The sequence below is a fragment of the Tsuneonella litorea genome (assembly GCF_025154015.1).
In the GTDB taxonomy this organism is placed as follows: domain Bacteria; phylum Pseudomonadota; class Alphaproteobacteria; order Sphingomonadales; family Sphingomonadaceae; genus Tsuneonella; species Tsuneonella litorea.
The window spans coordinates 1-22799 of the sequence record NZ_JAOAMV010000010.1 but is presented as its reverse complement, the minus strand read 5'-3'; the positions used below and the strand labels follow the sequence as shown (position 1 = coordinate 22799).

The following is a 22799-nucleotide window of genomic DNA, read 5'->3' as shown; positions in this document are numbered from 1 at the left end:
CGATTGCGCTGGAGGTTCCGGTTGAAGAGTTGCTGAAAGCGCCACCAGAAAGGGCCTGATTTGCTGCTTTCCTGTGTAAGCTTCGCGCCCCAATTCCGGTCATACAGCCTTATCGACTTCCCCCTCGAAAGCTGACATTCGCGATGATAGCCCCAAATCCCGCTCCGCGATGCATCCGACGGTAGCAACATCAATCCAAACTCGAGGAAGGGCAGCTAGACGACCGGTTTCATCTCCGGTTTCTTGTTCTCCGATCCCGGATGTTGTCCGGCCCGCTGAGGCAGAAGCATAATCAGCAGCACGATCGCGACCGCCAGCACTGCGCTCGCCAGCGGCCTTGAGAGTGCCAAGCCGCCATGGTCGGTAGGCTTGTCGAGGAAGTCGCCGACAGCCGCCCCGAGCGGGCGGGTCAGAATGAACGCGGCCCAGAAAAGCCCGACACGGCTCGTGCTGGTGAACCAATAGAGCGCAGCGCAGATCGCCAGCGCACCGGAGAAGACGGCGGCGGCACCGATGTAACCGAACCCGCCGCTGTCCGCGAGCCAGTCGCCAAGCGCCGTACCCAGCGTTTGTGAAAAGGTGATCGTGATCCAGTAGAACGTCTCGGCGCGGGGAGTAACGATCTTGTTGACGTTCACCGTCCCCATCGTGCGGTGCCAGGCGAAGAGTGAGATCAGCACCAGCGAGAGCAAAAGTAGCGAACCGCCGGTGTAACCGATGCCGAGTGAACGCGTGGCGAAGTCCGCCATTGTCGTTCCCGCGGTGGTCGACGCGACGATCGTGACCCAGTAGAGGAAGGGATGGAAGCGGCTGGCGGCTATCTGGGCCCAGACCAGCGCGACGAGGATCGCCGCGAACAGCCCGGTTGCGGCAAGGTAGCCCCAGTTGAGCGTCATGCTGACGGTGTCGCCGCCGGTCTCCCCCAAGGTAGTCGCGAGGACCTTGATGATCCAGAAGCCGACCGTGATCGCGGGGACCTTGGCAAGCACCGCGTCACCCATCTGCTCTCTTGCCGTCGTCATGCCGTGGTGCCTCCTGGATCGTTTGGTGGTGCCCTTTCAATTCGCGACACCGACCATCGGCTCCCTTCCAAAACTATACCATTTCCCAACCTTTGCTGTTCTGCGGAACGGCGCGGCGAAACTCACGCTATCGGGTTGGACGGAACGACAGGAGAGGACCATGAACCCGGTATCCAAGCTTGCCCTGCTGGCAACCTGCGGCGCGCTGGCGTTGGCAGGCTGCAGCGCCCAGAAGCCGACCGCGCCAGACGCGAGCGCTAGCGCCTCGGGCACGACCGTTACCGTGCCCAAGCCCGCCGCTGGCGACGCCGATGCCAACACTTCGGCCTTTCTCGCTGCGGCAGAGCCATTCGAGACGCTAACCGAGCAAGCACCCACCGCGCCCACCGCCAAGCTGCCGTCGCTTATTGCCGATGCAAAGAAAGCGGCGGATGGTGTGTCCCCGGCGCTTGCCGCACCGGCCAAGGCTGCTCTCATGGAGCACCTTGCCGCAGTGGACACCGCGCAGAAGTCGAATGATCACACCGGCATCGCACTCGCCGCGGTCGAAGGCTACCGTACGTTGGTTGAGAGCGCCAGCGACACTGGCAAGGTGCCCAAGGCCGTCAGCCTGCTCGACTACTCGGGCTTTCGCTACCAGGCAGATCTCTCCGCGAAGCCCGTCCGTTGGGACGACATGGCACAGGCCGTTGCCTTTGCGCAGGGCCAGTGGAACGGCATCGCCGCTCGCGTGACGGAAACCGCGCTTAGGGCCGATTTCGCCAAGTCGGTCGCCAATATGGATGACGCGGTAAAAGCGAAGGATGCAAAGGCGGCCAAGACCGCGTCCACGCACGAGCTCGATCTCGTCGACAAGCTCGAAGGCTTCTTCGCCAAGTGAGCCAGCCCGCGAAACTCCAGCCAACAGGTGAAACATGACCGACGCCGACCGTCGCGCGATGCTGAACAAGGTGCCTTACGTCACCCTCTACTTCTGGATCATCAAGATCCTGGCGACGACGGTCGGCGAGACCGGCGCCGATTTCCTCAACATGAAGCTCGGCCTCGGGCTCAACCTGACCTCTGCGATCATGACGGTCGCACTCGCGATCGTGCTCGTGATCCAGATGCGAAGCGACCGCTACGTGCCGTGGCAATACTGGCTGGTGGTGGTGTTTCTCAGCATCGTCGGAACGCTCATCACGGACACGATGACCGACGAGCTGGGCATCAGCCTCTATATCTCGACGGCGGTGTTTTCGGTCGCGCTTATCGTGACTTTCATGTTCTGGCACGGGATCGAGCACACGCTTTCCATTCACGAGATCGACACGCCTCGGCGCGAGATGTTCTACTGGCTGGCGATCCTGTTCACCTTCGCGCTCGGCACCGCGGGCGGCGACCTGGTGTCGGAAAAGGCCGGGCTCGGATATCTGACGGCTGGCCTGATATTCGCCGGACTGATCGCCGCGATCACCGCTGCCTATTATCTCAAGCTGCTCGGACCGGTGACCGCTTTCTGGCTGGCCTATATCCTCACGCGTCCGCTCGGAGCCTCGCTCGGCGACCTTATAACGCAGGCGCCCAAGGACGGCGGCCTTGGATTGGGGACGATGCCTGTCAGTGGTATCTTCCTCGTGATCATCGTCGCTCTCGTGATCTACCTCTCCCGATCGGGCATCGACAGCCCGAACCGGGGCCGCGGTCCGGCGCTCGCGTCAGCATAGCCCCCGCACACCCATCCGCGGGGCTGCGCCCGGGTTTGCGATTTTTGCGGGTCGCGAAATTGTAACCCGGGCGCGAACGCCGCGACACTTGGGGTCGGTTAGAAAGGTCACAGTGCAATTCCGCACCATTGGAGAGACAAGATGAATCTGGTCGCAAAACTCGCCATCGGCGCCGCCGCGCTTGGACTTCCGCTCGCCGCTTATGCCGGGACGAGCCACGAAAACGAAGCCGCCGAAAAGGCGGAGATGGCGCACGCGCCCAAGCCGGCAATTTCCAAGTCGCAGGCCGAACGGATCGCGATGGCGACCGCGCGCGGCGGCAAGATCGTCGACAGCGAATACGAAAAGGAAGGCGGCGGCTGGCGCTGGTCGTTCGACATCAGCCAGAACGGCAAGCTTCGAGAACAGTTGGGAGAGCGCGAGCAGCGAGGCTGACGAAGCCGACTGATCTGCGCTAAACCGACCGAATGCGCATCCTTCTTGCCGAAGACGAACCCGATACCGCCGCCTATGTCGCGCGCGGTCTGGGCGAGGCGGGGCACAATCCAGTGCTTGCGCAGGACGGGAAGGATGCGCTGCACCTCGGCCTCACCGAAGACTTCGACCTGATGATCCTCGACCGGATGATGCCGGGGCTCGACGGGATCGAGGTTTTGCGCCGGTTGCGCGCGGGAGGTATCGACGCCCCGGCGATCATGCTCACGGCGCTTGGTCGGATCGAGGATCGCGTGACGGGGCTCGATGCAGGGGCAGACGACTACCTCGTCAAGCCGTTCGCGTTCAGCGAACTGATCGCCCGCGTCAACGCGATCGCTCGCCGGGCGGCACCGCAGCAGGCCGTGACCCATTTCACCGCCGGCCCGCTCGAGCTCGACCTGCTGAGCCGAGAAGTCCGGCGCGACGGCAAGCCGATCCTGCTGCAGCCCAAGGAGTTTCGGCTTCTCGAGGAGCTCATGCGCAACGCGGGTGAATACGTCACCCGCACCATGTTGCTCGAACGCGTGTGGGACTTTCATTTCGATCCGCAGACCAAGATCGTAGAGACCCACATCAGCCGTTTGCGCGGCAAGCTCAACGAAGGTGGCCGCGAGGACTGGATCGAGACCGCGCGCGGCGTCGGCTATCGGATCAGGACCGCATGAAGCGGCTGCTGGCGAGCGCCGCCTACCGGATCGCCTTTGCTGCTTCGCTGGGCTTCGCGCTGGCAGTGCTCGGTATCGGAGCAATGTCCTACATTGCCGTCCACAATGCGTTCTCGACACAGCTCGACGAGACAATCGACGAAGGTGTGACCGCGCTGATGGATGAGGGCTTCGAAGGAATCCCGGCGTTGGCTGAATCGATCGATCAGCGCGAGAGGATGGTAGGTAACAGTCTCGATTATGCCGTCTTCGATCCGCACGGCCGGCGCGTGGCGGGCAATCTCGAAACTCCGATGCCAGCGGCAGGGTGGTCACGGATCGAATTTACCGATCCCGAAGAGGGACTTGATCCGGCCCGCGCGAAAACGACGATGTTACCGAATGGCTATCGCCTTGTTGTCGCTGCCGACCTCGAGCCGGTCGAGGCAATCGACCAGCGTCTGCTGATCGTATTCTGCCTCGGATTTGTGGCCGCCCTGGTCATTGGCAGCGGGATCGCCTTTATTCTTGGCGGTTATCTGAAGAAGCGCCTGACCCAGGTCGAGACGGTGGCCAGCGCTTTTGCCGGTGGCGACCGGATGGCGCGGGCCGAGGTCACCGGTCGCGGTGACGAGTTCGATCGATCGGCGGCCGCGCTCAATGCCATGCTCGACCGGATCGCTGCGCTGGTAGCGAACCTGAAACAGGTGACGAGCGACCTCGCGCACGACATGCGCACCCCGCTCGCCCGCCTCAGGTCCGAACTCGAGGCCCTTCACCGGGCGCAGGGGCCCGAGCGCGAAGCGATGATCGGCAACGCGCTCGATCGCACCGACGACATCCTCGCGCTTTTTGGGGCCATCCTGCGTATCGCCGAACTGGAAGAAGGTGAGTTACGCAAGCATTTCGCACCGGTCGCGCTCGGTCCGTTGGTCGCAGACCTTGCGGACATGCACGTTGCCTTGGCAGAAGACAGCGGCAGGGTTCTGGAGGAAGCAGTCTGCAAGGACTGCCGCGTAGTGGGGGACCGCGAACTGATTTCGCAGGCAGTTATCAACTTGATCGAGAACGCCGTCCGCCACACGCCCGATCGTGCGCACATCCTGATCGGCGCGCGTGACGAGGGTGACACGTGCCGCGTGTTCGTCTCCGACAACGGGCCCGGCATAGCGGAAGACGACCGCGACCGGGTCACGGAGCGTTTCGTGCGGCTCGATTCCGCCCGGTCCAGCGCCGGCCATGGGCTCGGTCTCAGCCTGGTCAAGGCTATCGCGGAGGCGCATGGCGGCCGCCTCGAACTCCGCGATCGCGCCCCGGGTCTCGACGCTTCGCTCATCTTCCCGAAAGAGCCGACATGAAAGTGTGGGGGGCACTTCTCGTCGTGGCGCTCGGTGGCTGTGCGACCTATCGTCCGGAACCGCTCGACAGTGCGCCTGCGGCGCTCGCGGAACCTTTCGTGGCAGAGCTGTCGCAGGCGGCGAGCGCGGTCGAGCGCCCGTGGTTACCGCCCCAGCAGGTGGACCTGTCACAACCTCTTACCCCGCAAGCGCTGTCGGCGATCGCGGTCGTCGCCAATCCCGACCTGGAGGCACAGCGCGTGCGTGCGGGCGTGAAGGACGCACAAGTCTTCGCTGCCGGGCTGCTGCCCGACCCAACCTTCTCGCTCGGCGTCAACAAGGTGCTGAGCGGACCCGACACGCTGCTCGACATCACCGGCGCGTTGGGTCTCGACCTCAACGCACTGCGCACTCGGGCGGTGTCGCGGCGGATGGCAATCGCCGAGGCGCGCCAGGTGCGGCTCGATCTTGCCTGGGCCGAATGGCAGACCGCCGGGCAGGCGCGCTTGCAGGCGGCCAAGGTCATCGAACTGACCCGGGTCACCGAACTGTCGCGTACATCGAAGGAGGTGGCTCGTTCGCTACTCGACCGCATAACCCGCGCAGCCGGCCGGGGTGATATCGCCGGCGACCGCTTGCAGGCCGCGCGCCTTGCTCTGCTGACCGCAACCGAGCAGCTCAGGACGGCCGAAACCGATCTTGCCGCTGCGCAGTCCGAACTCCGTAGGCAACTCGGCCTGCCACCCGAGTTCGGCCTGCAGCTTGCCCGCCCCGATCTGCCACCACCGCCTCCTCCGACTGCCACCCTGTTCATGCTCGCCGAGACGAACCGGACCGATCTCGCAGCGCTTCGTGCGGGCTACGCCGCGCAGGAGGCAATTGTACGCAAAGCCATCCTCGAGCAGTTCCCGACGCTTAACATCGCCCTCAACGGTGCACGGGACAGCGCCGGTAATCTGCTCGCCGGGCCTTCGGTCGACTTCACCCTGCCGCTGTGGAACCGAAACCGCGGTACCATCGCAGTGGAGCGCGCCAGCCGTGCAGCGCTTAAGGCAGAATACGATGCACGGCTATTCCAGACCCGCGCCGACATCGCGGCGGCGGAAGCAGGGTTGGCAGTGGCCTACCGGCGCCGCGCTGACGCCCTGCGCGACCTGCCGAAGTTGCGGCAATATGCCGAGGCGACCCGGCGTGCTGCGACCCGCGGCGACCTGTCGCTCGAGACGGCGCAGAATGCCGAGCAATCGCTGCGCGATCGTGAACTCGTTGTGGCACAGGCCGAACAGGCCATTGCCGAGCAGTCGATTGCGCTCGAACTCTTGACCGGAACCCCGCGGGAGGCGTGGCCCCAGTGAAAAACGTATGTCTTGCCCTTGCAGTGCTCGGCCTGTCAGCATGTTCCTCGGGTACACCCGCCGATCAGAACGGGCCGGCGCCGGTCGCACTGGTTTCCCTCGCGCGTGCTACGGGCGGCGGCGTGGCCCAGACGCAGACCCTGTACGGTGCGATCGAATTGTCCGCCGATAACCAGTTTACCCTGTCCGCGCCGGTCGAGGCGACGGTGGCTGCGTTGCTGCGACCTGCTGGCAGCCCAGTCGCGCGTGGCCAGGGCGTCGTATCGCTGAGGGCAAGCCCTTCGACACAGGCGACCTATGCGCAGAACGCCGCCGCTGCCCGGTCGGCACAACAAGCCTACGAGCGCGCCAAGCGACTGCGTGCCGATGGGCTCGTCAGCGATGCCGAGGTGGAAAGCGCCCGCTCGGCTGCGGCCGGGGCGTCGGCACAGGCGCGTGCGTTGTCGGCGCAGACCGGCGGCCTCGTCCTCCGTTCTCCGGGTGCGGGCTACGTCCAATCGATCGTCGTCAATCCGGGTGATCTGGTCGCCGCTGGAGCGACGGTCGCGACCATTGCGCGCGCGGGCGACCTGCGTGCGCGGTTTGGCCTCGACCCTGCTCTCGTCTCGCAGTTGGTTCGCGGCAAGGGCGTGCGGATCGCGCGGCCGGGAGGCGGCGAAGCGGCAATCGTCCCGATCCTCTCGGTCGATCCCAGCGCCGATCCGCAGACCCTGCTCGCCTCGCTTTATGCGAGCGTGCCCGCCGGACTGGGCATCGGGGCGGGCCAGACAATGACCGGTGAGGTCACGCTTGCGGAAGCTTCGAACGCCGTGACGATCCCGTATTCCGCGTTGCTCGACGAAGGCGGGCAACCATACGTCTATGTCGTCACGAAAGGCGTCGCCCACCGCCGCGATGTCGTCGCAGGCGCATCCGACGGCCCAACGGTGGCGATCGCGAAGGGCGTTGCAGTGGGCGACGTCGTGGTCACGCAAGGCGGGACCGCGCTCGAAGACGGGATGAAGGTGCGCACGAAGTGAAGCGTGGGCTCGCCCGGCACTCCCGCACGATCTGGCTCGCGGTTCTTCTGTTGACGCTGGGCGGTGTGCTGTCCGGACTACGCCTGCCGGTCAGCCTCTTCCCGCAGATCGACTATCCACGCGTCGTGGTCTCGATCGACGCGGGCGAGCGCGATGCGGCGCAGATGGAGGCGGAGATCACCCGACCAGCCGAGATCGCGCTGAGGGCGATCCCGGGTGTCACGCAGTTGCGCTCGATTACCAGTCGCGGGTCTGCCGAGGTAGCGCTCAACTTCGACTGGGGCCACGACATGGTTTCGGCCGAACTGGCGACCCGCGGTGCGCTTGCCGGAATCCAGGTCCAGCTCCCCACGGGCACGCAGTTCGACGTGCGCCGCTCGGACCCGACGATCTTTCCGGTTTACGGGGTCGCGCTGACATCCAAGACGTTGAACCAGGAAGCCCTGCGCCAGTTCGCCGAGCTCGAGATCAGGCCCGCACTGACGGGCATTTCGGGCGTGGCCGCCGTGGACATCCTCGGCGGCAGCCCGCGCGAGTTCGAGGTCGAGATCGATCCCGCTCGCCTGTCGGCACTGGGGCTTTCGCCCACCGCGGTCTCAGACGCCTTGTCGAAGGCCAACACGGTCCGCGGAGCAGGGCGGGTGACCGATCGCCACCGGCTCTATCTGGTGCTGGTCGAGAACCGGCTGGCGACCCCCGCCGACATTGCCGCCATTCCGGTGAAGACCGGCGGCAGCGCTGGCGCCGGCGTGGTCGCGCTCGGCAGCATCGCGACGATCCGCCCGTCGGCGGCACCGAATTACACGCTCGTCAATGCCGACGGACAGCAGGCGGTGCTGGTGAATGTGCGCCAGTCGCTCGACGGCAATACCGTGCAGGTCGTCCGCGACGTCGCCACGCGGATGAAGACGCTCCAGCTGCCCCCGAGCGTCACCGTGAGCCCGTTCTACGACCAGTCGGAGCTCGTTATCGGCGCGGCCAACGCGGTCCGCGATGCGATCCTGATCGGCGCCCTGCTCGCGGGCCTGGTACTTTTTCTGTTCCTCCGCTCCGCCCGTTTGATGGTGATCACCGCGGTGACCCTGCCGGCTGTGCTCGCCGGTACCTGCCTCGTGCTGCTCGCGCTCGGCATGCATTTCGACATGATGACGCTGGGCGGCATGGCCGCCGCGGTCGGCCTGATCGTCGACGACGCGGTGGTGATGCTCGAACACGTCATGCGCCGGATGCAGGAAGGCGCTGCGAAGGACACCCGAAGTATCCTCGCCGCCGCGACAGAGATGGCAAAGCCGCTGTACGGCTCGACCGCGGCGACGATCGTGGTGTTCGTGCCGCTTGCCTTCATCAGCGGTGTGACCGGCGGATTCTTCAAGGCGCTGGCGATTACCATGGTGGCCGCGCTGGTGATCTCTCTCCTCTATGCCCGGTTCGTCATACCCCTGCTGTCGGCATACTGGCTGACCGAGAGGGACGCCGCCGCCGCGGAGAAAGCCGACCGGATGATGGCACGGGTGGAGCGCGGCTACGTTAGGGCTGGCGATCGCGCCTTCGCTCGCCCGGGACTATTCGCGCTGGTGCTCGGTCTCGCGCTCGCGGCCGCAGGATACCTTGCTTACAGCCACGTCCCTTCGGGGTTCATGCCCAAGATGGACGAAGGCGGCTTCGCGGTCGACTACAAGGCGCAGAGCGGCGCCTCGCTCGAGGACACCGACCGGCTGCTGCGCCAGATCGAAGATATCATCCGCACCACGCCGGAGGTTGCCAGCTATTCGCGGCGCACCGGCATCCAGCTCGGCGGCGGTCTGACCGAGGCCGACGAAGGCGATTATTTCGTCCGCCTAAAGGGCGGGTCGCGGCGCGACATCGAAGCGGTGATGGCCGACATTCGCGGCCGGATCACGCAGCGCGTGCCGGGGGTGGAGGTCGAACTCATCCAGCTGATGGAGGACCTCATCGGCGATCTCACCGCGGTCCCGCAACCGATCGAGGTCAAGCTGTTCGGCAACGAACCGGCCGCACTCGCCAAGGCTGCGCAGACGGTCGGTGGCGCGCTTGGAAAGGTTCAGGGCGTCGTCGAGGTAGTCGACGGCTTGCGCGTGGCGGGCGATGCGATCGCGGTCCGCGTCGATCCGGGTGCCGCCGCGCAACAGGGACTCGATGCCGACACCGTGGCGACACAGGTCGAGAGCCTGATCGGTGGTACTGCCGCGACCCAGGTCCGGGTCGGCGAGCAGTTGATAGATGTGCGCGTGCGCGGGCCTTCCGACCTGCGCGCTCGAGCGAGCGAAATGGCGGCGCTGCCGCTTGTCGCGCCGGACGGGCATAGCGTCCGCCTTGGCCAAGTCGCGCAGATCACGATCGCCGCGGGCCAGAAGCAGCTTACCCGAGAAGACTTGGCGCCGTTCATCGACGTCACGGCGCGGCTCGAGGGGCGTGATCTCGGCTCGGCGATGAAGGATATCCGCAGCACGGTAGCAGGTCTCAAGCTACCGCCCTCGATCCGCGTCGAATACGGCGGCCTTTACGCGGAACAGCAGAAGAGTTTCCGCGATCTCGCCATGGTCTTCACCGCCGCGCTTTTGCTGGCGGCGCTCCTGCTGACGTTCCTGTACGAGCGGATCGAATGGACGATTGCCGCGGTCGTCACCGTATTGCTGGCGGCCGCCAGCGTCCTCGTGGGCCTATGGATCGCGGGCATCGAACTCGACATCTCGGCACTCATGGGCCTGACCATGGTCGTCGGCATGGCGAGCGAACTGATCGTGTTCTTCTTCGCAGAACTGGATCGCGACGCGCCCGTTACGTTGGAAGCACTGCGCGAGGCGGGTGCCAAGCGACTGCGCCCCATCCTGATGAGCGCACTGATTGCGATCCTCACCCTGTCCCCGCTCGCCCTGGGCCTGAGCCGCGGAGCAGGTCTCCAGCAGCCGCTCGCCACGGCCATCATATTCGGGCTGACAGCAGCAGTGCCGCTGGTCCTGCTGTTCCTGCCGGCGATGGTGTTCGCCGCAGAAGACCTTCGGAGGAAGCGCAGCCATGCGCATTGAGTTTGAATGGCGAGCCGTGGCTGCCGGTTGTCTCGTGGTCACGTCCGGCTGCGTCAGTTGCTCTGCTGGCAAATCCCACATGATTGCGACTGTGCAGGAGCGGGCTCCGGCCGAACTCGCACAGTCGCAGGCTTTCCAACGCGCTGTCGAGGCCATGAAAAGCGTCGACCGGGCCGACTTCGTCCCTCGCGAACTCCGCAAGATGGCTTATCGGGAAAGACCCGAGTCGATAGGGTACGAACAGACGATATCGAGCCCCTACATCGTCGCTGCAATGACCGCAGCGGCCGATCCCCAGCCGCGTGCGAGGGTTCTCGAAATCGGGACCGGATCGGGCTACCAAGCAGCCATCCTCTCGCGCATGGCAAAATCCGTTTACACGATCGAGATCGTGCAGCCGCTCGCGGTCGCCGCCGCGAAGCGCTTGCGCCGCCTCGGCTACGCGAACGTCACCGTAAGGGACGGCGACGGCTTCAAGGGTTGGCCGGAAGAAGCGCCATTCGACGCGATCTTGGTGACGGCGGGCACTGCCGAGCCGCCGCAACCGCTTCTCGATCAACTTGCTATTGGTGGAAGGCTGATCATGCCGGTGGGGCCGAATTGGGCCACCGAACGGATTTTGCGGTACATCAAATTGCCCGATGGCACGCTCGACAAGTGTGTGCTCGGGAGTGCGACATTCGTCCCGTTGACTGGTGAGGGCAGACGCAAAGACGACATGCGTATCCTGCCGGAGCGGACGGCCGACTACTGCTACGGGCAAGACGCGGGCGCTTGGTATTTCAAGCCTGCCAACGCCAAAGCGAAACAGAAGGATAACGGGCAATGAGCGGCAAGACCAGCCTTGAAGGGATCGGTCCGCATCGGCGTGACAGCTTCATCCTTTTGGCGTTCCTGGCCTTCGCCGTCGTAGGTTTCGCGCTCATCTACCTTGGGTCCGAGGTTGCCGAGGGCGATGTATTCGCAATCGACAAGGTCATCTTGCTGGGTCTCAGGGTGAAGGGTGACCTAGCCACTCCGATCGGCCCGGCATGGTTGAAAACCGCCATGGTTGACTTCACTTCGCTGGGCAGCACGGCGGTACTGACCCTGATTACTTTCCTGGTAGCCGGATACCTTGTCGCCATCAGGAAATTCGCGATGTCGGCATTTCTTGTTGCTTCCATTGCCGTTGGGGCGATTGTCAATTTCTTGATCAAGCTTGCACTGGCGCGGCCTCGGCCTGAACTCGTGCCTCATCTCGTCACCGTCAATTCCGCCAGCTTTCCCAGCGGTCACTCGATGAGTTCGGCCACGGTGTACCTGACGCTGGCGATCCTGCTGGCGCGCAGCGAGGACTCGCGCCGGGTCCGGTCTTACCTGATCGCCTGCGCAATCCTGCTCACTCTCCTCGTCGGGACATCTCGCGTGTATCTCGGCGTCCATTGGCCCAGCGACGTTCTCGCGGGATGGTCGGTGGGTGCCATGTGGGCAGCCGGTTGCGCACTCGCCGCAAAACTTTTCGCCCGACGGCTAGGAACGGGCGCCGATCTGGAACGCGCAACCACCTAGCCGTCGAGCAGGCCGCAAGGATTTTCTCTGATGAGGATCAAGCGGCCTTCGATGCACCTTGGCTTGCAAGGTCGTGGTAGTGGTCGAACAATTGACCAAGGTGTTCCGCCATTGTGCGGACTTCGGCAGTCCACGGTGCGGCTTGCCCATGGACTGGAAGTTGGAGGATCGCCCGCGACGCATCGACAGCATCGAGTGGCGTAAAACCAAGGCCTGGAGTCAATCGGGCGAAATCGCTCACCCCGCCAGCGAGGGGAGCCACGACCCTTAAACCGCTTGCCGTCGCTTCGGCAGCAACCATGCCAAATGTTTCCGCTTCGCAGCCGTGCAGTAATGCGTCGGCGCTGGCGAGAAGGCGTGCGAACTGCTGGCGGTCGCGGACGGGTGCGAAAACCCGCACGTGAGGATTGCCTGCGATCGCGCGGATCACGTCGGGGAGCGTGCGCCCTTCGCCGAAGATCGCCAGGGCAATCGGGCGTTTGCGACCCGCCCGCGTCGCTGCATCGACGAGCATCGGCACCCGCTTCTCCGTCGCCAGGCGTCCAGCGGCGATCAGGAGGGTCGCGTCGGGGCCCAACGCGCACGACGCGAGCAGATCGCGGCGCAGGTCTTCGTCGCGGTGGGCGGGAGAGAACAGCCCTTGCTCAACGCCCATCGGGACTGTGGCGACGTTGGCGACACCTCCCGTGATCAGCCGCTCCGACAAATGGCGGTTGGCCGAGACGACCAGGTCGAACTGCTGACCATACGTCCGCAAGCGCCGCCAGAACCAGTCGAAGGCCCGGTCAACGGAGGTAGGCTCGGCGACCCGCTCGAACCAGCGGTAGGCATGCGCCGAAAGCGGGTCCGAATGCATGATCAGCGCGCGCGGCACCGGACCTGGATAGCTGGCGACGTAGTTCGCGCTGCGCCAGGGCGACGATGCTTCGATGAGGTCCGGCTTAAGCCGGTCGAGGGCGCAATGCACCGCTTTCTCGTCCGCAAACGCGAAATACTTCCGATCGAGAAGGAAATGCGGCGACGGCAGAAATTCGATGCGAGCGGAGGACGAGACGACTCGGCATTCAGCACGCACTCCGGGAGCCAGCACCGTGATGTCGTGGCCCAGCTGCTCCGCGAGACGCAGCTTCTGCTCGATATAGGTCCGGATTCCGCCCCCGAAAGGAGTGTAAAATCCGCAGACGTCGACGATCTTCATCGCTCTAGCCGCAACGTCAGAGCGGCTTCATGCCGAGCCCGCGGCGATAGTTGAGCACGATCGCGATGCGGGTCGGTGAATTGCCGGCGGTGGCGCTGGTCGTCGAGGACTTTGGTTTGCTCCAGCCGAGCTTCGGATTTCCCGCGAAGCCGATCCCGTCGACCCGCCACCCGAACTTTCGGTTGCTGTCCCGGTCGTGTAGCAGCGACACCGCGTATCGCCCCGGTCCAGGCAGGCGTACGCACATCGTCGGAGTGCCGCTGGACGGTGTATCGATCTCGACCCGGCGGAACGTCTTGCCGGCGGATACCAGCACATTGTCGTCGGCGAGGAAGTCGTCATCATTCGCGGGATAGACCTCCAGCTTCAACCGGCCGCTGCGATCCTTCAGGCCTTTCACTTCGACGAGGAATGCGGGACCGCTCTCGCCGGAGCGGCAGCGTGCCTCGGCCTTGCCGAGGTCGGGGCTCGAGGTGACGGCGGCTGCGGCGAGCAGCGGCACGATCGCCACGCTAGCCATCAGCTTGAACATTCTTGTCTCCATTCGCGAGATCGGTGAGCGCGAAGCCCACGCCGACGACGAGGTGCGTCAGCAGGATCAGGGCGGCGATCATGGCGACGACCGCGGCGAGTTCGACATCCTGCCCGACCGCGAACACTGCTATTCCGGCGAAGATGACATCCTTGTTGGGCACGAACGGCAGGCGCGAGACGAGCAGGCGCATCGTCGCGAGGACGAGCCACCAGCCGAGCGGCGTTTCGGGCAGGACAAGGTACCAGAGAAGGGCCGTCAGCCCGGTCGTCGCGAGTATCCGGCCGGTGTGGACGAACGAGATGAACACCAGCTCGGACCGCTCGAGCGAAAAGATCACTCCGCGCCACAGCATCACGGCAAGCGACGACCCGATTACGAATGCGAGCGACGAGCCGATCGTGCTGGCGTGATCGCCCAATGGCAACATCCTGAGCAAAGGAAAGGCCGCGGCGAGGAATGCCAGGGTCATGACGTTCCCCACCACGGCCGACAGGACGGCGACATCCTTCACTGCGCCGAAGGGGGAAGCGGACAGCGGCAGGTGGCGTCGCGCCCAGGAATAGAAATAGACCTCGCCGAGGTAACCGACGAGCAATTCGTTGTAGACGAGCTTCCTCAGCAGCGGGGCGGAGGCATTGGTACCGACGTGCCACAGCCGGCGGAAGATGATCCATTCGCTGTAGGGACCGGCGAGGTAGCTGATCGCGAAGACTACCCAGAAAAGCGGTGAACGCGGAATCAGCGCTACGACCTGGGCGAAATCGAGAACGCGCAACTGGTAAAGTGCGGTAGCCAGCACGGCGAGCGAAAACGCCCACCTCACCGTTCGTGACATAGTGAGATACGGTTTGCGATCCTGGGGCTCGAAAGCGATGGCGTGTGCTGGCGAAACGGCGACGGCTGCTTGGTTCATTCGCATTCCCGCATCGATGGCTTTGTTGCGAGACGCCGCGTGGAAAAGAGACCCGCACCGTCCGGTGAAAGAAATTCGGCCCGTCGCCCGTTCGAGGCGGATTGCATCGTTTCGAATTCATCGAGGTAGGCTCCGCTCGCCCGCTCGAGCGTGAAGGCTTGCGCCTGCTCGCGCATCGCCTGGCGATCTGGAAAAATGGACGCCATGCGGCGCATCGCGTCGCCCAGGGCATCCGGATTGCGCTGTGGCACGACTTCGCCGAACCGACCGTAACCGGTAAGCCAGTCCATTCCCGCACTACTGCGGGTCGTTGCGATGGGAAGGCCCGCCGCGAGCGCTTCGATCGCGACGGCGGGGATGCCCTCGTAGTCCGACGAAAGAACGAAGACATCGGCATCGCGATACAGCGCCTCGACATCCGACACGTGCCCGGGAAATTCGACCAGGTTGGTGAGTCCGAGGTCGTCTCGCAGAGACACGAGGCGACGTAGCAGAGAGCCCTCACCAGCAATAACCAAGCGGTCGTCAGGGCTGCGCGATGCGGCAAAGGCCCGAAGCAGCAGGGCGTAATTTTTCTGGGCGACAAGGCGGCCGACCGAGAGGTACCGGGTTCCGCGCCCCGCTGGTGCATCTCCCTCGTCAATTGCTCCCAGTCGCTGCCATTCGATCCGCAAGAGGGCCGGATCGGGAATGACCGCGACCGACGCTGCCGACACCCTCATCGTTTCCACGATTTCCGGCTTCATCGGCTCGGCGAGCGCGACAAAGCGGTCCAGAAGGCGTCCCTGAACACGCAACCACAGGCGATAGAGCGGTCGGGCGAACGGTGGCAGGTCTGGCCGCTCCAGATCGTTGCTGATCTTGACCAGCACCGCCGGGCAACGTCGAGGAAACAGCAACCGCATCACGACGCAAACGACCGTGTAGGTGTTGCCGGGGCAGAACAGGGCATCGACCCTCTCGCGCCGGAGAAACCGGGCGAGGCAAATCATCATCCACAGCGTTTCCCAGCGGTCGGTCGCGAACGGTTCGCGCGAGGTCCGGTAGTCCAGATCGGGCGCAGTGCTTGCGCAAACGCCACGATCGCGGCCGAGGACTACGGTGACCTCGTGTCCTGCCGCCTGCCACTCCGCCGCGAGGCGCAAGGCAACACGTTCGCCCCCCCCGGGCTCGAAACTGTGAACGGGCAATGCGATCCGCATACACCCATGACGCCGCGCCATGTCATCACCCGCACCCAGCCGTCACCGATCGTCGAGCAGTTCGCGATAGCGCGCCGGGCGGCGACGCTCGGCGAACGCGGCGACAGTCGCATCGATACTGGCGAGCAGGGACGGTTTGGTGACATCTCCCGGGTGAACCGCAACGCGAACGTCACGCAGCGGGTGGAACGTGTGCCGAGCCGCTGCAGCGACGGCCAGCGACGACGCCGTGCGCATGGTCGACCGGCTCGCCCATGTGATGACCGGGCTGCGCGAGACGATCCGACCGCTGGCCGGCTGCCACACGCGCCAGTGATCCTCGGCAAGTCGGAAGCCGCTGGTTCGAAGGGCAACGAGCGCACCGGGGCCATAGAGCCACGCGGGAGCGATGAAACCGGCAACGTCGCGTCCGGTCACGTCCTCGACCAGTTTGCGCCCGTCGGCCATGCGTCGGGCCGCCTCGGCCTCAGACAGGCCGAGGAATTCGCCCTCCGAAGCCGTCATGTGCCGGGCCTTGAGCGCGGCAACACCGGTGTGTTCGGCGCTGTCCTTGTGGAACCAGCCGTGGACGAACATTTCCACCCCGCGATCCGCCCATTCGCGCAGACGCGTGGCGAACGCCGTGCCGCGCTTCAGCGGGTGCGCGTTCCAGTGGTCTGGCACTACCAGCATGGCGTAAGCCGGTCCGCCGAGGCGGTTCTCGAGCTGATCAGCTAACCGCTCGACGGGATCGGCGAAGCCGGGGCCCACATCGTGGATCGACACCAGCAGGCGCTTCGGGTCAGAATTGCGCATCGACACCGATCCGGAGCGTGCGCGGACGCAGCGGCGTCCGTTGGTCTTCGTCGGCCACCGAGAAGGGGTTGCCGAACGAAAATCGATTGGCCCTGCTGTCGAGCAAATTGTCGACGTCGACCGAAACGCCCCACTTCCCGAAGCTGATCCGGCAGCCGAGCGAGGCATCGTAAAAGTCGCCCTGGCGCCGCTCGAGCGGCGCGCCGATGGCGAGGTAGGACTTGCCGATATGCGAGACGCTCGCGTCGAATTTCAGGCCGGTGGTGCCGATCGCGGCTTCGTAATGTCCGGAAACCCGCCACCCGCTGTCGGCGATGTTCGGCAGGTCGCGCTCGTCAGCCGTCGCGAAGGCGGGCGTCAGACGGTCGAGATGGCTCGTCGCGAGGAAACCCGTCGCGCCGAGTTCCAGACCCTTGGCCGGCTTCCACGAGAGATAAGCCGAGGTATACCTCACGTATCCCGAACCGATGTTCGCCACGTAGGGAAAGCCGACCGTCGTGATGAGATCGGCCTGCACATCCTGCCAGCGCGAATAGGCATAGGCGACGCCGCCACTGAAGCGTGTGTCGGGCTCGTTGCCGAACCGCACGCCTCCCTCGGTCGTCTTCAATTCGTCGGGTGAAAACCGTGCCGTCCGCACTTGGGTCCCTTCGCCGACGATGCGTTGCGAACCGGGTCTGTAGCCTTCGTGGTATCGCGCGTAGACCAGCCAGTCCCGGCCCGGCTTCCACGACAGCGCGGCAGTGGGAAGCAGACGCCAGGCACTTCTTTTTGGTTCGAGATCGACCGAGGGCGAGGTATTCGTCAGTTCACTGACCTGCCGGTAAAACGAAATTCGTGCGCCGGCTGTCAGTGCCAAGGCGCGAGTTACATCCAGCGTGCCCTCGCCGAAGATCGCCGCATCGGTCGTGCCGGACCGGACGTTGGAGAGTGTGACCAGTGCATCGGGATCGCCGATCTCCCTTCGCACGTGATCGATGTTGTGCGCGATCGAGCCCCCCAGCACCCAGCTCGAAAACAGCCTACCTCTTCCCGAAAGGCGCGTCTCATGCGTCACGAGGGAGATCTTCGTATCCTCGAAATAGGCTCGTGGCCCGGTATCACTCGGCCGGGTGGCGTCGAACGCGGTGTCGATCGCGTGGTTGGTGTAGGATGTGTTCGAGGTCAGTTCGACTGTACCGAAATTCCTACGCACCGTTGCGAACGCGAGACGATAGTCGTTGTCGAACGGTTGGGCGATCGTCGATCGCCTGACGAGATCGCTCCGGCCCGAGTTCGTGTACTGCCCGTCGCGGCTGGCCAGGTTCTGCCCCACGACACCCAGGTCGGCCGTCCAACCCTCTAGCGGCTCAAGGCGCAAGGTCGCGCGAAGACCACGGATGGTCGTGCGATTGATATCCTCGAGGTCTCGCGAAGGGTCATCGATGTAGCCGGGGCGCGCGACATCGTACGCGACCATGCGCAACGCCGCGCTGCTGCCGAGTGGGGCATTCGCAACCAGCGCCGCATCGTGCCCCCGTTCGCCTTCCGACGTGGTGAGTCCGACCGTGCCGGCAATCGACGCTTGGGCGAGGGACGGTTCGCTTGGCACCAGGCGGATGACACCGCCGAGGGATCCCGCACCGTAAAGCGTCCCCTGTGGTCCCTCGATAACCTCGATCCGTTCGATGTCGTAAAGGGCGAGAGCAGGGTCTGGCGCGCTGTATATCAGGCGGCTTTCGTCGAGATACTGGCTGACAGTGGACTGGTTCTGGCCGTTGAAACTGCTGTCGGCGATCCCGCGGATGAAAATCTTGTTCCGGCCCGAGCCGAGGTCGGTCGACGTCAGGTTAGGTATCTGCCGCAGGAGTATCTCGCTGCCGCGGCTGCCCAATCGCAGGCTCTCGGCCGGGCTGAGCGTTGCGACATGCACGCTGCCCGGAAAATCCGTCAGACGTGCATTGCGCTTGGAGGCAGTCACCACGATCGGCGGCGAGGGAATCGATGCGGGCGGTAGCACCGGTGCAGCCTTTGGTCGGCCCGTCGAAGCGCGTTGTTGCGGCTTCGTACGCGGAGGTGTCACCTTGACGAGTTGAACGACAGAACCATCGGCAAGGCGGAACGTGTACCCGCTTCCCCGCAGCAGGAGGCGCAAGCCTTCTTCCACGCTGTGACGTCCCCGAAGGCCTCTCGTGCGCGCAGAGCGCAGCGCCGCATCGTTGACGTTGATCGACACGCCTGCCTGACGCGCGAAGACCACGAGGGCCCTATCGAGGCGCCCAGCCGGAATATCGAAACCGATCTCGTCGCTCGCTCCCGCTTGAGCACTCGCGATCAGGCAGGGGAGCGCAAACATGGAAGACAACGCGACACGCATTTTTACGGCTTGAGCGTCCAGCCCCCGGTTGTGTCCTCGATGCGTACACCAAGCACCGGCCCCATTCGACCCCGTACCATTTGCGCCCCACCTCGGGTCTGTAGGACACCGCTGAAATTCCGCGAGCCGATTGCGGGATCAACTGCGATGCGCACACCCACGGCGCGCCCGACGTCGGCTGCTACATCTGCTATCGGGGCATCATCGTAAACGAGGGTTCCTCCGGTCCAACTTCCGATCGCTTCGGCCGGAGCTGAGGTTGTCTTGATACTGTCGCCTCGCGCACGAAGCACATCTCCTGGGCCAAGCCGCAGAGAATGTCCGGAACCCTCGAAACGCACGGCTCCTTCCGCCACTCCCACACGGAGGAGGTTTGCGTCGCGCGAAACGTTGAAGACCGTGCCTATGTCGACCAGCCGATTGGCACCGACCGTCACGGTGAAGGGCACCCTAGCATCATGCGTCACCTCGAAGCGCGCTTCGCCCACGGCTAGTTCGACCGAGCGCGTGTCGTCGCGATCGAGGATCACCTCGCTATTGCCGTTGAGAGAAATCGTCCCGCCGTCCGCGAGCGCGATCTCCCGGGTTTCGCCCGGGCCGGTCGCAATCGAATATGTGCTCGCGGGTTGCGCGATCTGGAAGGTCAGTGCGCCCACGATCACTATGCTTGCAGCAATTGCCGCGCGCCGCAGCCACAGGTTGCGCCCCATGGATTCGACGGGTTCCACGGTATCGCTCGCGGGCATGGGCGCGGGGAATTCCGCGTGACGCAGGACAGCGTCCAGTTCGCCCTCCGCGTTTGCGACGCTATCGTACGCCCGGCTGTGCGCCGGATCGGCCTCCAGCCATTCGGTAAACGAATGCCAGTCGTCCTCGCCGCCATGCTCGAGTCGCAGGTGCCAGTCGATCGCTTCGGCGCGGGTCCGATCGTTGTGCATGTCAGCCATCGATGGCCACCTTTTCCTGATCTTGTCGCGCCCAGCTCAGCTTCAGGGCATCGAGGTCTTTGTAGGCCCGCTGGAGATGCTTCTCGACGGCACTCAGGCTCAGGTCGAAGCGAGCGGCGATCGCCTTCTGCGCAAGGCCATCCACGCGGTAGAGCTTCAAAATTTCTGCCGTTCGCTGAGGCATCGCGCCCAGTGCGTGCTCGACGCGGGTCAGCAGGTCGCGGTCGAGCGCGGTCGTCTCGGGCGTCGGCTGGGGATCGTCCACCAAGTCGTGCCCGAATGTGCTGCGCGCCCAGCCATCCTCGCGCCGGACCTGGCGCATCTCGACGCGCCGACGATCGAGGATCAGGTTGCTGGTCATCTGAAACAGGTAGGCGCGCGGATTCGCGATGGGCCCACCACGCAGTTCCGAGACCTTTATAAACAGGTCCTGCAGGAGGTCGTCGGCTTCGCTGTCGGCGCAGCCCCGAGCGAGCGCAAAGCGCCGCAGGATAGTGTGCATATCGAGCAGCACCTGTCGCAATCCAGCACTCGATTCGATCTCTTGCGCGCCTCCCTCCATCCCGCGACCATACCGCCGCGGCGACGGGAAAGCCAAGGTAACCCCGGTGCCGCTTGCGTATGCAATCGCAGCCACGGTCAGAAACGCCACGCAAGGGATAGGGTGGCCCGGTTGTCAGTGCCGAGATTTCGGTTCGTCGCACGCTCTCCGCGAAGCGAAAGACGTCGCTGAGCACCCGGACGATCGTTCGTTGCAAGGAGGTCCGCTACGACCGCAACACCGCGCCGCGCGAGCGGCTCGTTGTGTGCCAAGCGGACTATGTCGTCAGTGGCATGATCGGCGCCCCAACCGTCAGTTGCAAAGCTCGCCAGCCCCAGTCGCCGAGCCTCGTTACCGATCGAAATCCCGATTTCGCGGCCTGCCGATCGGGTCTTGCTGGTGAGAAGAGGACCCCCGGCGTTCCCGCTCGTGGTGCGTTGATATTCGCCCCAGGCCGCCAACGTGATGCCGGGTCCCAGCTGTTGGTCGATCTTCCCCGCGAGGCGATAGGAGCGCTGCCAGACCGGATCGTGTATCTCGTACAACTCCGGCTCCTTGTGCCCCTGCTTACCCTTGGCGGCCCCGAACACCACGGATCCTCCCACCCAAGAAATCTCGAAGTCGCGACCTTTGCGGCTCTCAGCACGCGACAACTCGAAGACGGGCGCGTGTGCCATATCCGATCGCGGAGTAGCGTCGCCCGCGAGGCACGGGGCCGGCGCGGTCGCCCCGCAGGCGAAAATCAGAATGGTACTGGCGATCCCTGTTGCTGCCCGCATGTCCGGCTCCTCGGCTGGATCGACCCAGATGCGAACAAGACGATGCCGCCCCGACAAAGCCGCATTTCAAACGGCGCGATGCGGAAGGAAGGTCCTCACGGCGTCTTGCAGGTGACAGTCGATCCAGGTGGAGCCGCAATGTCCTTTCGAGCAATCCTGCAGTTGATCCTGATCGCGGCGATGACAATGGGCCCTGTCGCTCCGGTACCGTCGGAATACGCAAGACCGAACACGTCCCAATGGCCGCGGCGCGATGACGCCAGCCTGTCGGTCATGAATTACAACATCAAATCCCTGCCTTGGCCGATCGCGCGGGGACGCGCGGAGGCAATCGACGCGATCGGCAAGCAGTTGAGCCTGATGCGTGAGCGCGGGATCCAGCCGCACATCGTTCTGTTGCAGGAAGCGTTCACGGATCACGCGAAGGCCATCGCCCATGCGGCCGGCTACCGCTTCGTGGCGACTGGGCCGGCCAGCCCATCCGAAAGCGCGGCGCCGCCCCTTGGGTTCTCTTACGCCAGCGCAGCCCGCTGGGATCGCGGCGAAATCGGCGCGGGTGCGCTCGACAGCGGGCTTATGATCCTGTCGGACTACCCGATCGTCCGCAGTCGAAAGATCGCCTTTCCCGCGGGCGCCTGCGCCGGCTTCGATTGCCTCGCATCCAAGGGCATTCTAATCGCCTGGATTGCCGTGCCCGGAGTCTCAGAGCCGATGGCGATAGTCGACACGCACCTCAATGCGCGCCGGGCGACCCATGTTTCCGAAAGTCGGGCCGACGCTGCAAACGTGTGGCAACTATCCCGGCTGCATGAGATAGTTATGCGAGAAGTCGGGTCGAACGCACCAGCTATTTTTGGCGGAGATACCAACGTAGGCCAAGCTCATGCCCGCAAATCGGCGTTCGCACGTTATCCCGTGCTCGGACCGAACGCCAAAAACGGCCTCAAGATCGCGCTGGCGGACGACGCCGTCCCGCCGAGGTTCGAAGCGGAGGCGCGTAGCGTTCTCCAGCGCAACAAGGACATGATACTGTCGCGCAACGGCGAGAGGGTGAGCCTGCGTCCGGTCAGAGCATGGATACCTTTCCCTCTCGAGACGGCGTCACCGTTATCTGACCACACCGGGATTCTCATCGCGTATTCTCTCAGGAGCTAGGCCTAGCTCAAAGGAACGTGAGGGCCGCCATCACGCTCTAGAAAATAGACTGCGGCAAGACGACCTGTATTGTCTGTAGGGCCGGTCAGCCTCTGCGTCCGCTTTCGCAAAGCACCGTTCGAAAGCCGTCAGACAGCTATCGGCCCTATTCTGTTGAAAAACTCCCCTTGCCGAGGGACTAAACCGCTGATTCAATGATCCCGACAGCCGGGAGATCAGC

21 protein-coding genes are annotated in these 22799 nt (G+C 64.4%); 11 read left to right on the top strand and 10 right to left on the bottom strand.

Features of this window, described 5'->3' with window-relative positions:
• Positions 1–215 precede the first annotated feature (215 nt).
• Positions 216–1022 (bottom strand): COG4705 family protein, encoded by an 807-nt coding sequence (locus N0B51_RS14590; protein WP_259963325.1) that lies wholly within the window; start codon positions 1020–1022, stop codon positions 216–218.
• Here N0B51_RS14590 and N0B51_RS14585 point away from each other — a divergent pair.
• From N0B51_RS14585 to N0B51_RS14540, 10 genes are all read left to right on the top strand, one after another.
• Positions 1021–1902 (top strand): hypothetical protein, encoded by an 882-nt coding sequence (locus N0B51_RS14585; RefSeq protein ID WP_259963324.1) that lies wholly within the window; start codon positions 1021–1023, stop codon positions 1900–1902. The two genes, N0B51_RS14590 and N0B51_RS14585, sit on opposite strands and share 2 nt — an antisense overlap.
• Positions 1903–1936: 34 nt before the next feature.
• Complete coding sequence (locus N0B51_RS14580) at positions 1937–2728, top strand: COG4705 family protein (RefSeq protein ID WP_259963323.1); 792 nt, start codon at positions 1937–1939, stop codon at positions 2726–2728.
• Positions 2729–2869: 141 nt separating this feature from the next.
• The gene (locus tag N0B51_RS14575) at positions 2870–3163 is read left to right on the top strand and encodes a PepSY domain-containing protein (RefSeq protein ID WP_259963322.1); all 294 of its coding nucleotides are present in this window, start codon (positions 2870–2872) and stop codon (positions 3161–3163) included.
• Between the two features lie 32 nt (positions 3164–3195).
• Positions 3196–3870, top strand: a complete 675-nt coding sequence (locus N0B51_RS14570) for a response regulator transcription factor (RefSeq protein WP_259963321.1) — start codon at positions 3196–3198, stop codon at positions 3868–3870.
• Entirely contained in the window at positions 3867–5207 is a 1341-nt protein-coding gene (locus N0B51_RS14565) for a sensor histidine kinase (protein ID WP_259963320.1), read from the top strand. Before N0B51_RS14570 ends, N0B51_RS14565 begins: the two co-directional genes overlap by 4 nt.
• Positions 5204–6541: a TolC family protein gene (locus N0B51_RS14560; protein WP_259963319.1), complete on the top strand. Its 1338-nt coding sequence runs from the start codon at positions 5204–5206 to the stop codon at positions 6539–6541. Before N0B51_RS14565 ends, N0B51_RS14560 begins: the two co-directional genes overlap by 4 nt.
• A gap of 122 nt (positions 6542–6663) precedes the next feature.
• Positions 6664–7560 (top strand): efflux RND transporter periplasmic adaptor subunit, encoded by an 897-nt coding sequence (locus N0B51_RS14555; RefSeq protein ID WP_259963318.1) that lies wholly within the window; start codon positions 6664–6666, stop codon positions 7558–7560.
• Entirely contained in the window at positions 7557–10607 is a 3051-nt protein-coding gene (locus N0B51_RS14550; protein WP_259963317.1) for an efflux RND transporter permease subunit, read from the top strand. Before N0B51_RS14555 ends, N0B51_RS14550 begins: the two co-directional genes overlap by 4 nt.
• Positions 10597–11436, top strand: a complete 840-nt coding sequence (locus N0B51_RS14545; protein WP_259963316.1) for a protein-L-isoaspartate(D-aspartate) O-methyltransferase — start codon at positions 10597–10599, stop codon at positions 11434–11436. The genes N0B51_RS14550 and N0B51_RS14545 overlap by 11 nt, the downstream gene beginning before the upstream one ends.
• Positions 11433–12158, top strand: coding sequence for a phosphatase PAP2 family protein (locus N0B51_RS14540; protein ID WP_259963315.1), 726 nt, complete (start codon positions 11433–11435; stop codon positions 12156–12158). The genes N0B51_RS14545 and N0B51_RS14540 overlap by 4 nt, the downstream gene beginning before the upstream one ends.
• 37 nt (positions 12159–12195) lie before the next feature.
• Here N0B51_RS14540 and N0B51_RS14535 read toward each other — a convergent pair whose 3' ends face one another.
• From N0B51_RS14535 to N0B51_RS14495, 9 genes are all read right to left on the bottom strand, one after another.
• Positions 12196–13356: a glycosyltransferase gene (locus tag N0B51_RS14535; RefSeq protein WP_259963314.1), complete on the bottom strand. Its 1161-nt coding sequence runs from the start codon at positions 13354–13356 to the stop codon at positions 12196–12198.
• A 16-nt stretch (positions 13357–13372) separates the two neighbouring features.
• Positions 13373–13888: a DUF2141 domain-containing protein gene (locus N0B51_RS14530; RefSeq protein ID WP_259963313.1), complete on the bottom strand. Its 516-nt coding sequence runs from the start codon at positions 13886–13888 to the stop codon at positions 13373–13375.
• Complete coding sequence (locus N0B51_RS14525; RefSeq protein WP_259963312.1) at positions 13869–14714, bottom strand: hypothetical protein; 846 nt, start codon at positions 14712–14714, stop codon at positions 13869–13871. The genes N0B51_RS14530 and N0B51_RS14525 overlap by 20 nt, the downstream gene beginning before the upstream one ends.
• Before the next feature lie 86 nt (positions 14715–14800).
• Positions 14801–16006, bottom strand: a complete 1206-nt coding sequence (locus tag N0B51_RS14520; RefSeq protein ID WP_259963311.1) for a glycosyltransferase — start codon at positions 16004–16006, stop codon at positions 14801–14803.
• A 42-nt stretch (positions 16007–16048) separates the two neighbouring features.
• Positions 16049–16801, bottom strand: a complete 753-nt coding sequence (locus tag N0B51_RS14515) for a DUF2334 domain-containing protein (RefSeq protein ID WP_259963310.1) — start codon at positions 16799–16801, stop codon at positions 16049–16051.
• Positions 16788–18800 (bottom strand): TonB-dependent receptor, encoded by a 2013-nt coding sequence (locus tag N0B51_RS14510; protein ID WP_375545966.1) that lies wholly within the window; start codon positions 18798–18800, stop codon positions 16788–16790. The genes N0B51_RS14515 and N0B51_RS14510 overlap by 14 nt, the downstream gene beginning before the upstream one ends.
• A 359-nt stretch (positions 18801–19159) precedes the next feature.
• Positions 19160–20104, bottom strand: coding sequence for a FecR family protein (locus tag N0B51_RS14505; RefSeq protein ID WP_259963309.1), 945 nt, complete (start codon positions 20102–20104; stop codon positions 19160–19162).
• Positions 20097–20756, bottom strand: coding sequence for an RNA polymerase sigma factor (locus N0B51_RS14500; RefSeq protein ID WP_259963308.1), 660 nt, complete (start codon positions 20754–20756; stop codon positions 20097–20099). Before N0B51_RS14500 ends, N0B51_RS14505 begins: the two co-directional genes overlap by 8 nt.
• Complete coding sequence (locus N0B51_RS14495; RefSeq protein ID WP_259963307.1) at positions 20744–21424, bottom strand: hypothetical protein; 681 nt, start codon at positions 21422–21424, stop codon at positions 20744–20746. Before N0B51_RS14495 ends, N0B51_RS14500 begins: the two co-directional genes overlap by 13 nt.
• A 78-nt stretch (positions 21425–21502) precedes the next feature.
• Between N0B51_RS14495 and N0B51_RS14490 the strand changes: the two genes are divergently transcribed.
• The gene (locus N0B51_RS14490; RefSeq protein WP_259963305.1) at positions 21503–22579 is read left to right on the top strand and encodes an endonuclease/exonuclease/phosphatase family protein; all 1077 of its coding nucleotides are present in this window, start codon (positions 21503–21505) and stop codon (positions 22577–22579) included.
• Positions 22580–22799: the final 220 nt, after the last annotated feature.

Bases quoted from the DNA above. Each gene is read 5' to 3' on its own strand.
- N0B51_RS14585 (WP_259963324.1), top strand. From the start codon at position 1,021: ATGCCGTGGTGCCTCCTGGATCGTTTGGTGGTGCCCTTTCAATTCGCG.
- N0B51_RS14590 (WP_259963325.1), bottom strand. From the start codon at position 1,022: ATGACGACGGCAAGAGAGCAGATGGGTGACGCGGTGCTTGCCAAGGTC.
- N0B51_RS14580 (WP_259963323.1), top strand. From the start codon at position 1,937: ATGACCGACGCCGACCGTCGCGCGATGCTGAACAAGGTGCCTTACGTC.
- N0B51_RS14575 (WP_259963322.1), top strand. From the start codon at position 2,870: ATGAATCTGGTCGCAAAACTCGCCATCGGCGCCGCCGCGCTTGGACTT.
- N0B51_RS14570 (WP_259963321.1), top strand. From the start codon at position 3,196: ATGCGCATCCTTCTTGCCGAAGACGAACCCGATACCGCCGCCTATGTC.
- N0B51_RS14565 (WP_259963320.1), top strand. From the start codon at position 3,867: ATGAAGCGGCTGCTGGCGAGCGCCGCCTACCGGATCGCCTTTGCTGCT.
- N0B51_RS14560 (WP_259963319.1), top strand. From the start codon at position 5,204: ATGAAAGTGTGGGGGGCACTTCTCGTCGTGGCGCTCGGTGGCTGTGCG.
- N0B51_RS14545 (WP_259963316.1), top strand. From the start codon at position 10,597: ATGCGCATTGAGTTTGAATGGCGAGCCGTGGCTGCCGGTTGTCTCGTG.
- N0B51_RS14540 (WP_259963315.1), top strand. From the start codon at position 11,433: ATGAGCGGCAAGACCAGCCTTGAAGGGATCGGTCCGCATCGGCGTGAC.
- N0B51_RS14535 (WP_259963314.1), bottom strand. From the start codon at position 13,356: ATGAAGATCGTCGACGTCTGCGGATTTTACACTCCTTTCGGGGGCGGA.
- N0B51_RS14530 (WP_259963313.1), bottom strand. From the start codon at position 13,888: ATGTTCAAGCTGATGGCTAGCGTGGCGATCGTGCCGCTGCTCGCCGCA.
- N0B51_RS14520 (WP_259963311.1), bottom strand. From the start codon at position 16,006: ATGCGGATCGCATTGCCCGTTCACAGTTTCGAGCCCGGGGGGGGCGAA.
- N0B51_RS14515 (WP_259963310.1), bottom strand. From the start codon at position 16,801: ATGCGCAATTCTGACCCGAAGCGCCTGCTGGTGTCGATCCACGATGTG.
- N0B51_RS14505 (WP_259963309.1), bottom strand. From the start codon at position 20,104: ATGGCTGACATGCACAACGATCGGACCCGCGCCGAAGCGATCGACTGG.
- N0B51_RS14495 (WP_259963307.1), bottom strand. From the start codon at position 21,424: ATGCGGGCAGCAACAGGGATCGCCAGTACCATTCTGATTTTCGCCTGC.
- N0B51_RS14490 (WP_259963305.1), top strand. From the start codon at position 21,503: ATGCGGAAGGAAGGTCCTCACGGCGTCTTGCAGGTGACAGTCGATCCA.